The sequence below is a fragment of the Sphingomonas sp. DMC8 genome (assembly GCF_056314185.1).
Map to the genome: position 1 here is coordinate 118964 of NZ_JBQUYV010000009.1, position 12063 is coordinate 131026.

The following is a 12063-nucleotide window of genomic DNA, read 5'->3' on the forward strand; positions in this document are numbered from 1 at the left end:
GTGCCGGATACGGCGCAGCGGAGAGGAGGGCGCGCAGGATGGCCAAGAACGAAGCGACCATCGGCGCGCGATCCGAGCCCGCCCCGTCCGGCCTGCTGGCGGGAACGCTGGGCAGCAGCGACATCATCTTCATGATCCTCGCCTGCGCCGCGCCGATGGGCGTGCTGGCGGGGCTCATCCCGCTTGCGCTGGCCTTTGGCAATGGCGCGGGCACGCCCGGCACGCTGCTCCTCGTCTGCGGGGCGATGCTGTTGTTCGCCGCGGGCTATGTCCGCATGATCCCGCACATCCGCAACGCCGGCGCCTTCTATGCCTATATCGCTGCCAGCCTGAATAAGGAGGCGGGGATCGCCGCCGCCTATATCGCGGTGGCGGCCTATATCTGCGCGGCGACGTCCGTCCTTGGTGCGCTCTGCTTCTTCCTGTCCGATTTCGTGCGGCAGCTGCTCGGCGTTTCGACGCGCTGGGAACTGTGGGCAGTGGCGAGCATCGCGGCGGTCGCCTGGCTCGGCTATCACAAGATCACCATGGCCGCGAAGGTGCTGACAGCGGCGCTGCTGCTCGAGGTCGGCGTGATCCTGGTGCTCGACCTGGCGATCCTGTTCGGCAAGGGCTGGGCGGGGATCAGCTTCGCCAGCTTCACGCCCAGCGCCATCTTCGCACCAGGTCTCGGCATCTCGGTAATCTATGCGATCAACGGCTGTGTCGGCTTCGAGGCGACCGCGATCTATCAGGAAGAAGCGCGAGACCGCGAGCGGACCATCCCGCGCGCCACCTATGGCGCCATCCTCGTCCTGGGCACCTTCTACGTGCTTTCGTCCTGGTGCCTGGTGCTCAGCATTCTGCCGGGAGATGTGAAAGCGGTGGCGGGCGCCGATCCGGGGCGGCTGGTCGCGAGCGCCGGGGAGCGTTATCTGGGCAGCATCGGCCGGGACGTGCTCTCGCTGCTGACCATCACCAGCCTGTTCGCGGCGGTATTGGGCTTCTTCAACAACATCACCCGCTACATCTTCGCGCTGGCGCGGGACGGGCTGGCGCCGGCGCGGCTGGCCCGGGTGCATCCCCGCTACGGCTCGCCCTCGGCCGCCTGTTTCCTGCTGACGGGGGTCCTGTCCCTGGTAGTGGGCGCGTTCGCGGTGGCCGGGCTGGATCCGCTGCTCAACCTGGCGACCAGCCTGTCGTCGATGGGCGCGGTCGGCCTGATGTTGCTGCTCACCACGACGGCGCTGTCGGTGCCGATCTTCTTCGCCCGGCGCGGCGAGGTTTCGTTCGGCAAGACGCTTGCGCCGTTGCTGGGCGGGGTGCTGATCGCGATCGCCACCTATCTGTCGCTGACGAACTATTCGGCGCTGACCGGCACCAAGCTGGCGATCGTCAACGACCTGCCGTTCCTGTTCGTGCCCCTGGCGATCGCCGGGTTCCTGCACGGCCACTATCTGAAGCGGCGGCGACCGGCGCTCTATGCCCGTGTCGGCACCACCCAGGTCGACATCCTGCCCGGCGAGGAAAAGACCGGCGCGATGGCGGCCGCCTGATCGACATTTCCATTCGGAGGACAGGATGACCACCACCGATTACGCGCCGCTGCCCGAAGGCGCCACGCTGCCCAAGGTTCGCCTGCCGCAGGGCTTGTTGCTGCTGGACGGTGCACTGGCCGAGCCGCTCGACCCCGCGCGCCGCATCGAGGTGCGTGATCCCAGCACCGGGCGGACGATAACCAGCATCCCGGCATGCACGCCCGCCGATGTCGATCGGGCGGTCGCGGCCGCGCAGCGCTGCTTCGAAAGCGAGGCCTGGCGCGCGATGCGGCCGCTGGACCGCGGCCGGCTGCTCGAACGGCTGGCGCTGCTGGTGGAGGAACATGCCGACGAGCTGGCGGCGCTGGAATCGCTCGACAGCGGCAAGCTGATCGGCATCACCCGCGCGATCGACCTGCAGTTCACCATCGACGGCCTGCGCTACTTCGCCGGCTGGGCCTCGAAGGCGCCGGGCGAATATATAACGCTGTCGCCGCTGGTGGAGGAAAAGGCGCTCTATCGCGCCTATACCGAGCGGCGGCCGGTGGGCGTCGTCGCCGGCATCACCCCATGGAACTTTCCGATCGGCCAGGCGATCCAGAAGATCGCCCCCGCCATCGCCTTCGGCTGTACGGTCGTGCTCAAGCCGTCCGAGGAAACCTCGCTGACCACGCTGCGGCTGGGCGAACTGATCCTCGAAGCCGGCTTCCCCGCGGGTGCGGTGAACATCGTCACGGGCTATGGCCATGACGTCGGCGCCGCGCTGGTCGAGCATCCGCTGGTCCGCAAGATCGCCTTTACCGGATCGACCGCGACGGGCCAGCGCATCCTCGCCGCCACCGCGAGGACGATGAAGCGGGTGACGCTGGAGTTGGGCGGCAAGTCGCCCACGATCGTGCTCGCCGATGCCGATATGGAACGCGCGATCCCGGGCGCGGCGGCGGCAATCTTTTCCAATTCGGGGCAGATCTGCACGGCGGGCTCGCGCCTGCTGATCGAGGCGCCGGTCTATGACCGGGTGCTGGAGGGGGTGGCGGAAATCGCCGAGACGCTGCGCCTCGGCGGGGCCTTCGATCCGGCGGCTCAGGTAGGGCCGCTGATTTCCGCCGGCCAGCGCGACCGGGTGGCCGGTATCGTGCAGACCGGCATTGCCGACGGCGCGGTTGCGCTGGCTGGCGGCGGTGCCGCGGCAGGCGAGGGCTGGTTCTATCGCCCGACCGTGCTCGCCGGCCTGCGACCCGACATGGCGGTGCTGCGCGAGGAGATTTTCGGCCCCGTAGTCTGCGCCGTGCAGGTCGAAGATCCGGCCGAGCTCATCCCGATCGCCAACGATACGCCCTATGGCCTGGGTGCGAGTATCTGGACCCGCAACCTGGATCGCGCCCATCTGCTCGCCGACCGGATCACGGCCGGCACGGTGTGGCTGAACACGCACAATGTGCTGGATCTGGCGATGCCCTTTGGCGGCAACGGCCTGTCGGGGATCGGTCGCGAGTTCGGAACCGCCGCCGTCCATGCCTTCACCGAGCCGCGCGCGGTGTGCATGCGGCTCGATCCGCAGGCGGCGCTGCGCTGATCGGACAGATCAGAAGCGATCGAGGCGGTAGGGCGCGGGGTCGAGGATCGGCTTCGCGCCCGTGACCAGATCGGCGGCGAGTTCGCCCGCCGCCGGGGCCGTGCCGAAGCCATGGCCCGAAAAACCCGACGCGATCGTGAGGCCCGGTACGGACGGCACGCGCGCGATCACCGGATGCGAATCCGGCGTCACGTCGATCATGCCGGCCCAGCGCTGCGCGATCGTTGCGGCGGCGAAGGCGGGCCAGGCGGTGATCAGGTTGCGCATTGCTTCCTGGATCAGCGCTTCATTGACCGGCGGGTCCATTGTGCGGAAGCGTTCGAACGGCGCCACGGCTTCGCGCCGCCAGCGTCGCCCCAGAGCCAGATAGGCAGCGAAATCGCTGCCAAAGCCGAGCCGGAGATTGTGCCATTGTGCCCGTAGCGTCGATAGATAGTGCAGGCCGATCCGCAGGTGATCGGGCGTGATCGAGGTCTGGAGCGCGCCGCGCTGGGTGATGGTGAAGCCGCCATCCAGCCGCTTGCGGAACGAGAAGTCCGGGCCGCCTACGGCCATGTCGGTGGGGCCTTCCATCGGTGCGGTCCGCAGCACCGAGGCGACCAGCGGCAGCGCCGGCAAGGCGATGCCGAGATTGCCGAGGAACCGCCGCGACCAGATGCCGCCGGCGAGCAAGAGCTGGTCGCAGCGGATCTCGCCGCGTTCAGTTATGACCCCGGAGACGGCGCCGCCGCTGCGCGACACGGCCTGTGCCGCGCAGTGCTCGACGATCACCGCACCCCTGGCCATCGCCGCGCGCGCGATGGCGCTGGCGGCGAGCGTCGGCTCGGCGCGGCCGTCCGAGGGCGTGCAGATGCCGCCGGCCCAGCGTTCGACCCCGCCGGGCACCAAGGTTTCGATCTCGTGCGGGCTGAGCAGGCGCGAATCGAGCCCGAGCTGGCGAACCGACGCGATCCAGGCTTCGTGCGGCGCCATCTCCGCTTCGCTGCGCGCGACATAGAGGATGCCGGCTTGGCGATAGCCGACATCGGCGCCCACCCGCTGGGGCATCTCCGCCCACAGGCGATCCGATTCGGTGGCCAGCGGCACATCCGCGATGCCGCGATTGGTCTTGCGGACCCAGCCGAGATTGCGGGAGGATTGCTCCCCGGCGAGGCGGCCCTTTTCGACCACCGTTACCGGAATGCCGCGCTCGGCGAGCACCAGTGCCGCCGTCAGCCCGACGATGCCGCCGCCGATCACCACGACGGTGGTCGCCGCCGGCAAGGCGGGGGAGGTGGTCACGGGCGAAATGACGGGAGCCATGACGTCGCAGTCGTGCAGAAGAGAGGCGTCGGGTCGGATCAGAGCGTGATGGTGCGCCGCTGCACCTCGGCCTGCGAGGCGCCGCGATAGGCTGTCACATCGATCTCCACCTTGTATTCGGTCGATCCAAGCTGCGGGCAGGTCATGGTGAGCGTGGGGTCGATGCCCCGCATCCGCTCGCCATAGGCGGTCATCACCGTTTCCACGTCTTCGGGGAACTGCACGAACACGCGCGCGGCGACCACGTCTTCCAGCCGGGCAGCCACCGAAGCGAGCGCGGCTTCGATATTGGCGAGCACCTGGCGCGTCTGCTCGGTCAGGTCGGCGGGAATCTGCTTGGTGCGCGGATTGCGGCCGGCGGTGTTCGATACGAAGATCCAGTTGTCGACGGCGACGAGCCGCGAATAGCTGCCATGCTCCTCGAACTTCGATCCGGTCTTCACTTTGACGATGCTGGTCATGCAATGTGCCTGATGATGGGAGGGGTGAGTCAGCGCAGGATCGGTTCGTCCCACAGGGTGAGGTCGACGCCGATCCCGCGGGCGATGGCGTTACGGTAGACGATGGTGCCCCAGGCTACGTCCTCCACCGCCATACCGCCGACCGAGAGGATGATGATCTCGTCTTCGGTACGGCGGCCGGGGGTGGCGCCGGCGACGATCGCGCCCAGATCCTCCAGCGTGGCCGCGTCGATCCGGCCCTGGTCGACCAGATCGAGGAACTGGACGCCCACCGCCGGGATGATGGCGTGAACGGGCTTGGGATTTTCCTCGTGATAGGCCTCATAGAGGCTGCGATTGTCGAGCACCTTGCGGATGTCCGGCGACTCCATGCTCGAGTCGATCGTGCAGGGGGCGGGCATCGATAGGAACGCGCCGGGCTTCACCCAGTCGCGCTTGATCAGCGGGTAAAGCGATGGATCGCCGGTGGCGACGGATGCGCAGAAGGTGGCGATGTCGCTGTCGCGCACGGCCGCCTCGTCGCTGTCCACCACTTCGGTGCGCAGCTGCGGGAAGGTTTCCGCCACCCAGGCGCGGAAGGCAGCGATATTCGCCTGGCCGCGGCCCTTGATCTTCACCGTCTCGAGCGCCGGGCATACCGCCATGAAGGCGGCGAGCGAGGTCCGCGCCATCACGCCCGGCCCGACGATGCCGACGACGCGCGAATCCTTGCGCGCCAGATGCCGCGCGCCGACGCCCGGCACCGCGCCGGTACGATAGGCGGAGAGCAGGTTGGCCGACATCAGCGCCAGCGGCGCGCCGCTATGGGCATCGTTTAGCATGAAGGTAAGGATTGAGCGCGGCAGGCCCTTTTCGCGGTTCGCGATGTTCGAGCCATACCATTTCATGCCCGCCGTGCCGAAGCTGCCGCCCAGATAGGCGGGCATCGCCATGAAACGGCGGTCCGTGGTCGCGGTCGGCATGGTCGGGAAGGGCGAGTGTTCCGGGAACACCACGATCGCGCCGTGCGAGTTGTTGTTCGGCCCGGCCATGCGATAGTCACCGCTGTGAAGTAGCGCGAACATCGCCTCCATCGCATCGACGCAGGCCGGCATGTCGGTCACGCCGGCGCGGACCATGTCGGGTTCCGAAAGATAGATGAAATTGATCTTGGTCGAGCCGGTCATTTCGTCCACATTGCTGGTGCCGCGCGCTGCGATCGGGAGGGGACGTCCCCGCCAGCGCGGCGGCCTCGAGTGCGGGCTCCTTCTCCCGCAGCGCCGGTGCGGCGTGAATTGCAGAGAGGGTTACCGCCGATGCGAAATCGGCCAATCGAAAGGCTGGGGAGAGATGTTGCTGAACGTCGCGAACAATGTGCAGGCCGCCGGAAGCGAGCGCGCGACCATCCGCCTGTTGTTCGTCTCGGCGCTGGTCAATGCGCTGCCCGATGTCCGAACGCGGATGGAGCCGCTGCTGCGCGACCACGGGTTCCTGCTGGCACAGCTGGAGACGCCCTATGCGCGCGCACCCCTCCACCGCTATGTCGCGCTGGTGGAAGAGGCGGCGGAGCGGTTCGACCGGCCGTTCCTTGGACTGGAAATGGGACGCGATTTCGGCCTCGCCGAACTGGGGCCCTTCTATGCGCTGCTCCGCGCCGCCGGCACGCTGCGCGCCGCGTTCAATCTGCTCGCCTTGTTCCAGAGCCGGCTGCAGACGCGGACCTTGTTCGATCATGTCGTCGACGAGGAGGTGACGACCTATAGCTATCGGATCGAGGATCCGGCGATCTGGCCGCGCCGGCAGGATGCCGAATTCACCATGGCGGGACTGACGACCTTGGTGCGCGAGCTCGTGCATGCCAGATGGGCGCCCGAAGCGGTGCATTTCGAACATGCGATCAAGGGGCGCGAGGAGCGGCTGGCGCGCACCTTCCGTGCGCCGGTGCAGGGCGGCAAGGTGGCCAATGAACTCGTCATCCGCAATGCCGATCTCGATCGGCCGTTCCCCAATGCGGTGCCGACCGAGGACACCAAGCTGCGTGCGATCCTGGAGGTCCATCTGCTCGACCTGATCGGCCCCGATCCCGCGCCGACGACGAGTCTGGTCGCGCAGGCCATGGAGTTGATCGAGCGGCGACTGGGGCGGATGCATGTCGATTGCGGGTCGCTGGCGGCGGAGTTCAACCTGTCCGAACGCTCGTTCCGGCGACGGTTGACGGAGGAGGGGACGTCATTCCGCGCCTTGCTCCAGATGGCGCGCCAGGCGCGGGCCTGCACGATGCTGCGCGCCTCCGACCTGCCGATCGCAGAGGCCGCGCAGCAGCTTGGTTACTCGGACACCGCCACCTTCTCTCGCGCGTTCAAGGATTGGACCGGCACGTCGCCGGGCCGCTACGCGAAGGCGATCGAGTAAGGGGGCTGCCGCCTATTGTGCAGGCTTTTGCGAGTTCGGGTACCAGAAGGTCACGTGGCAGGACTCGCATCGCTCATCGAGATCCCCGCCAACTCGGTACAACGCCTGCACATTCCTCGCGTCGATGGCCTGAAGCGCCTTAACCGCCTGCTCCTGGGCGCTGTCGGCATAAAGGTTCCAGGTATCGCGGTCGCGGCGAATCCGGGCCTCGATCTCGGCAGGCGCGAGTTCGCCCAGTCCTGCCTCGGTGCGCGGTGGCGCAGCGTGGCGACCTCCCAGCTTCACCAGGTTGAATGCCTCGATCAGTGCCACCGCGTGGCGGCGGACTGCCTGCCACTCTTCGTCCGTACGCGGCGCACGCTGCTCGGTACCAGCCTTGGTGACATGGACTCCAACTGCATCCCAAACGCCGTCGGCGGACGGATCGACGACGGAATCCATGAGTTCCTTGATACTCACCAGAGTCTTCGGGGCGGCGCCTTCGGCTGGCACGGGCGTCCGGGCTGCGCTCGGCCCCGGTGCGGGCGCGCCCGGTCCGCAGGCGGAGACAAGGCTGGCGGCGGTAAGTGCGAGAAGGCCGAGGGCGAGGTGGGGGCGGGGACGCGTCATGGTCAGAACACCGAAAGCGTGAAGCCGATCCAGCGACCGAGCACGATCACCGTGATCCATAGCAGGAGCGAGAACGCACCGGAAAGTCGGGCTGCCAGCGGCGGCGGCAGGTTATCGTCCCAATCGACGATCCGGCGATAGGCGGTCAGGTGGAAGACCGCCATGTTCAGTCCGGCGGCGAGGATCGCGATCATCTTCGACTGGAACTGCGCATTGTGCGAATAGACGACGGCATTCGATACGAACAGCAGCGAGCCGGTGACGATCGCCAAGGCAAAGGCAGCCCAGGTAAAGGGCAGCAGGTCGACGATCAGCTGCCGCGCGCCGCGCCGGTGCGCGCGGTAACCGAGCAGGCGCAGGTCGACGATGCAGATCGTGCCGAAGACCAGCGTGATCGCCAGCACGTGCAGCGATTCGATCCAGGGGAAAACGGACGTGTTTTCACGGATCGCCCCCGCGAGCGGGGAATCGTAGAGTTTCTGAAAGAACGGTTCCAGGGTCATGGCAGCCCTCTCCAATGGCGTTGTGATCGGGGATCGGGCGGCGTTCAGGTATAGGCGATCCAGCGGCCGCAAAAGACCACAGCGACCCAGACGATCAGCGAGATCCAGGCGGCGGGCTTCACCGCGTGACGCCAGCCAGCATGTTCCAGCGCGAAGGTGGGATCGAGCAGCGGCTTGCGGAAGAACAGGGTCAGGCCGAAGGCGAACAGCACCAGCACCATTTTCGCCCAGAACACGGCGTTGCCTAGCGTTCGTCCGGGCTCCGCGACGATCAAGAGGATTCCCGTGGCGAGCAACACGATCAGGGAGACCCACATCCAGGGCAGATAGCGACGGACCACCCTTGCGGGTGCTTCGTCGGTCGCCAGCACCCCGGCGAGGCGAAGATCGGACACCAGTGCCGATCCGACGACCATCGCGATAGCGAGGAGATGGATGCTCTGTACGGACGGAATGATCCAGCTGATGTCTCTGAGCGCAGTGCTGAACGGCGTGTCGTACAGCCAGGTGCTGAAGCTTTTGATCGACATGCGGCGAGCTCTCCCATGGTTGCGTGGCGGCAATCCGCGGCAGGGCCGGCGCCCGGCACGGTAGGCCATCGATATTGTGGGTTCCCCGAAGGTCGGGCGATGCCTTGCCCCTAGTCACAGAATGTTGCGTGCCGAAACGTTGAAACGGTTCGCAACGGCGACAATGTCGAGACTGAAACCCCAGCAGCGGAAGGGGGGACGTCGCAAAGGCGTTGCGGACGAGCCTGCTTCGATTATGACCTTGGCGATCATGAGCAGTAGCGTCGACGGTTTCCGGCCCGGATCCGCGCCTGTACCCCAATGGCTTGCGGAATCGGATGAAAACGCGCGGCTCCTGGCCGAGGCTGGGGCCGTGCGCGTGGCGATCCGCGGCAAACGTTCGGATAAGCTGTCGCGCCTGTTCGACTTTCTGCTGGAACGGACGATCGCCGGTCGGCCCCCGTCGGAGTTGGAGCTTGCCCGCGAAGCCTTCGCCACCGGCCGCGAAGGCGACGGCGGGCAGGACGCGACGGTGCGGGTCTATGTGCACCGCCTGCGCAAGTCGCTCGACATGTTCTATGCCGACCGGGCCGGGCCACGGATCGCCATTCCCAAGGGCGAATATCGGCTTGTCCTGCACGAGGAGCCGATTGCGGCGGAGGCAGGCGATGCGGTCGGGGATCCGTCGCCCCCGTTCTCCCCGTCCCGATGGCCGTGGAAAATGCTGGTTCCGGCACTGGTTGTGCTGCTCGGGGCGAATCTGCTCGCCTGGATGCTGCTGGCCAGGCCGAGCCCGGCGCGGCCCGAACTGGCGACCACGCGCCTCTGGCAGGCGATCGCGGAGGACAGCCGGCCCATCACCATCGTGCTGGGCGATTACTATCTTTTCGCCGAGTCACCGGCTGCACCCGGCGGCGCACCGGTGGCACCGCGGCTCGTCCGCAACCCGGCGATCAACGCGCGCGAAGACCTCGACATCTATCTGATGGCGCATCCCGACAAGATCGGCCGTACCATCGACATGGACCTGCGATACGTGCCCGCCGGGGCGGTAGCGGCGCTTGGCGAGCTGTTCCGCGCGGTGACCGCATTGCGCGGCGGTGGCGCTGCGGCGCCCAGCCTGATTGCCGCGTCCCAGCTCACGCCGGACATTTTGAAGACGTCGGACGTGGTCTATGTCGGCCAGGTCAGCGGCCTGGGTTCGCTGTTGCGCAACCCCCTGTTCCAGGCGTCACGCTTCAAGGTGGGCAGCACCTATGACGAGCTGATCGATACAGTGTCCAACCGGCTCTATCGGTCCGATGGCGGCATCGTGCAGGCGGACGAACATATTCCGCGGCGTGATTTCGGCTATCTCGCCAGCCTGCCGGGGCCTGCGGGCAATCATCTCGTCATCATCGCTGGGATGCGCGATCCCGCGCTGCTGCAGATGGCGGAAATGGCGGTGGCGCCCGAACGGCTGAGGTCGCTCGACAACCAGGCCGCGCGCTTCCCTGGCGGGTTCGAGGCGCTGTACCAGGTGCGGACGATGGGTACGCTCAACGTCAGCGGCGCGTTGCTCTTGCTGCGGCCGCTCCGCGCCAGCGGCATCTGGGACCAGTCCAACGCCAGCCAGCGCTTCCCCGATGATGCCTATGAAGGGGCGGGCCATGCACGGCATTGAACCTGTCGCCGCCCGTCGCTGGCCGGTTTCGCATTTCCGGCGACCGTTCGCGCAATAAACCACGCCGCAATTTGTCGCCACGATCGGCAGCGTGTGCAAGCCCGTCTCTTCGCGCCCGTGGCGATCCTCCCGTCCGGCCTTTGGCTGGCGCTGGCTGGTGTGGCTGGCGGCATGGTTGATCCCGGTCACTGCGCAAGCCGACACGGTCGACGACTATGTACGTGCGCAGATGGCCCGATACCGGATACCCGGCGTCGCCATTGCCGTGATGCACCGCGGGCAACTGGTGCGGACCCAAGGCTATGGGCTTGCCAATCTCGAGCACGGTGTGCCGGTCCACCCCGACACGCTGTTCAAGAGCGGCGCGTTGGGGATGCAATTCACGGCCGTGGCGACGATGCTGCTGGTCGAAGACGGCATGCTGCGGCTGGATGAGTCGATCCGCACCTATCTGCCCAATGCGCCGCGCAGCTGGGCACCGATCACCATCCGGCAACTGCTCAACCACAGTTCCGGCCTGCCGGCCACGCCGAACGGCGAATTCCGCACTGACTATACCGACGACGAACTGCTTGCGATCCTGTATCGGCAGTCGCTCAATTTTCCCGCCGGTACGCGCTGGCGGTTCAGCTATGTCGATTATGTCGTGCTCGGGTTCATCGTGCGCAAGGCGACCGGCGAGCGCTATCCCGACCTGCTGGCCCGCCGCGTATTCCAGCCCCTGGGGATGCGGACTGCGCAGCAGATCGACGAGCGAGCGGTGATTCCCAACCGGGCGGCCGGCTATGAACTGGGCAGTGGCACCCCGCGCAACGCCGAATGGGTGTCCGCCACGGCAAATTCGACGGCCGACGGTACCCTGTATGTGTCCGCACTCGATCTCGCCGCCTGGGAAGCAGGCGTCGCCCGCCGGGCGCTGCTGCGGCCCGAGAGCTGGGCTGCGATCGGCGCGCAAGCGACTTTGCCCGGCGGAAGTCGGCTGCCCTATGGCTTTGGCTGGTTTCTGGATCGCCGTGCGCAGCAACCGGTGTGGCGGCATAGCGGTAGCTGGCAGGGTTTTCGAACCAGCATTACGCGCTATCTGCGTTCGGAATGGACAGTCGTGGTGCTCGCCAATGGCGATAGCGCCGATGCCGATGCGATCGGCCGCCACCTGGCCGGCCTGATCGATCCCGCGCTCGCAGAGCCGGAGGCGGCCCCCCTGCTGGAGCAGGATGCCGCCGACAATGCGGCGCTGGCATCGATGCTGACCCGCATCGCGGCGGGCACCCAGCCGCATGCGGCGTTCGCCTATCTGGCCGGGCTGGATATCACCGAGCGGCTTGGGGAACAGCGGGGTCTTCTCGAACCGCTCGGGCGCGTACAGGCCGTTGCGGTCTTCGCACGGAAGCGCGAGGGCGGCGAGGAGGAGCTGCGATACCGTGCCCGCTATGCGGACCAGACGATCGACGTGCGCCTGGCGCGAACGGCCGATGGCAGGATCGCCGATCTCGAGCTTGCGCCGGTCGATCGCTGGACGTCCCCCCTCTGAC

Annotated in this window: 11 protein-coding genes; 5 read left to right on the plus strand and 6 right to left on the minus strand. The window is 67.2% G+C overall.

Annotated elements, in window-relative coordinates:
• Positions 1–38 precede the first annotated feature (38 nt).
• The gene (locus ACT53K_RS17390) at positions 39–1535 is read left to right on the plus strand and encodes an APC family permease (protein ID WP_476229979.1); all 1497 of its coding nucleotides are present in this window, start codon (positions 39–41) and stop codon (positions 1533–1535) included.
• Between the two features lie 25 nt (positions 1536–1560).
• On the plus strand, positions 1561–3093 hold the full coding sequence (locus tag ACT53K_RS17395; RefSeq protein WP_476229980.1) for an aldehyde dehydrogenase family protein: 1533 nt from the start codon (positions 1561–1563) through the stop codon (positions 3091–3093).
• Between the two features lie 9 nt (positions 3094–3102).
• Here the strand turns inward: ACT53K_RS17395 and ACT53K_RS17400 are convergent, their stop codons facing one another.
• The 3 genes from ACT53K_RS17400 to ACT53K_RS17410 are packed head-to-tail and all read right to left on the minus strand — an operon-like array spanning position 3103 to position 6022.
• Positions 3103–4395: an NAD(P)/FAD-dependent oxidoreductase gene (locus ACT53K_RS17400; protein WP_476229981.1), complete on the minus strand. Its 1293-nt coding sequence runs from the start codon at positions 4393–4395 to the stop codon at positions 3103–3105.
• 38 nt (positions 4396–4433) lie between these two features.
• Positions 4434–4856, minus strand: coding sequence for a Rid family hydrolase (locus ACT53K_RS17405; RefSeq protein WP_476229982.1), 423 nt, complete (start codon positions 4854–4856; stop codon positions 4434–4436).
• A 29-nt stretch (positions 4857–4885) separates the two neighbouring features.
• Positions 4886–6022, minus strand: a complete 1137-nt coding sequence (locus tag ACT53K_RS17410) for a tyramine oxidase subunit B (protein ID WP_476229983.1) — start codon at positions 6020–6022, stop codon at positions 4886–4888.
• A gap of 163 nt (positions 6023–6185) precedes the next feature.
• On the opposite strand from ACT53K_RS17410, the gene ACT53K_RS17415 reads away from it, so the two are divergent.
• The gene (locus tag ACT53K_RS17415; RefSeq protein ID WP_476229984.1) at positions 6186–7247 is read left to right on the plus strand and encodes an AraC family transcriptional regulator; all 1062 of its coding nucleotides are present in this window, start codon (positions 6186–6188) and stop codon (positions 7245–7247) included.
• Between the two features lie 12 nt (positions 7248–7259).
• Here ACT53K_RS17415 and ACT53K_RS17420 read toward each other — a convergent pair whose 3' ends face one another.
• The 3 genes from ACT53K_RS17420 to ACT53K_RS17430 form a co-directional block, all read right to left on the minus strand.
• Positions 7260–7706 (minus strand): hypothetical protein, encoded by a 447-nt coding sequence (locus tag ACT53K_RS17420; RefSeq protein ID WP_476229985.1) that lies wholly within the window; start codon positions 7704–7706, stop codon positions 7260–7262.
• Between the two features lie 152 nt (positions 7707–7858).
• On the minus strand, positions 7859–8359 hold the full coding sequence (locus tag ACT53K_RS17425) for a DUF6644 family protein (protein ID WP_476229986.1): 501 nt from the start codon (positions 8357–8359) through the stop codon (positions 7859–7861).
• A 44-nt stretch (positions 8360–8403) separates the two neighbouring features.
• The gene (locus tag ACT53K_RS17430) at positions 8404–8889 is read right to left on the minus strand and encodes a DUF6644 family protein (protein WP_476229987.1); all 486 of its coding nucleotides are present in this window, start codon (positions 8887–8889) and stop codon (positions 8404–8406) included.
• Between the two features lie 352 nt (positions 8890–9241).
• Between ACT53K_RS17430 and ACT53K_RS17435 the strand changes: the two genes are divergently transcribed.
• Together ACT53K_RS17435 and ACT53K_RS17440 are read left to right on the plus strand one after the other, a co-directional pair.
• Entirely contained in the window at positions 9242–10531 is a 1290-nt protein-coding gene (locus ACT53K_RS17435) for a helix-turn-helix domain-containing protein (protein WP_476229988.1), read from the plus strand.
• A gap of 91 nt (positions 10532–10622) precedes the next feature.
• Positions 10623–12062: a serine hydrolase domain-containing protein gene (locus ACT53K_RS17440; protein WP_476229989.1), complete on the plus strand. Its 1440-nt coding sequence runs from the start codon at positions 10623–10625 to the stop codon at positions 12060–12062.
• The last annotated feature ends 1 nt before the right edge of the window (position 12063 follow it).

Coding starts and splice junctions, on each gene's coding strand:
- ACT53K_RS17390 (WP_476229979.1), top strand. CDS start 39: ATGGCCAAGAACGAAGCGACCATCGGCGCGCGATCCGAGCCCGCCCCG.
- ACT53K_RS17395 (WP_476229980.1), top strand. CDS start 1,561: ATGACCACCACCGATTACGCGCCGCTGCCCGAAGGCGCCACGCTGCCC.
- ACT53K_RS17400 (WP_476229981.1), bottom strand. CDS start 4,395: ATGGCTCCCGTCATTTCGCCCGTGACCACCTCCCCCGCCTTGCCGGCG.
- ACT53K_RS17405 (WP_476229982.1), bottom strand. CDS start 4,856: ATGACCAGCATCGTCAAAGTGAAGACCGGATCGAAGTTCGAGGAGCAT.
- ACT53K_RS17410 (WP_476229983.1), bottom strand. CDS start 6,022: ATGACCGGCTCGACCAAGATCAATTTCATCTATCTTTCGGAACCCGAC.
- ACT53K_RS17415 (WP_476229984.1), top strand. CDS start 6,186: ATGTTGCTGAACGTCGCGAACAATGTGCAGGCCGCCGGAAGCGAGCGC.
- ACT53K_RS17425 (WP_476229986.1), bottom strand. CDS start 8,359: ATGACCCTGGAACCGTTCTTTCAGAAACTCTACGATTCCCCGCTCGCG.
- ACT53K_RS17430 (WP_476229987.1), bottom strand. CDS start 8,889: ATGTCGATCAAAAGCTTCAGCACCTGGCTGTACGACACGCCGTTCAGC.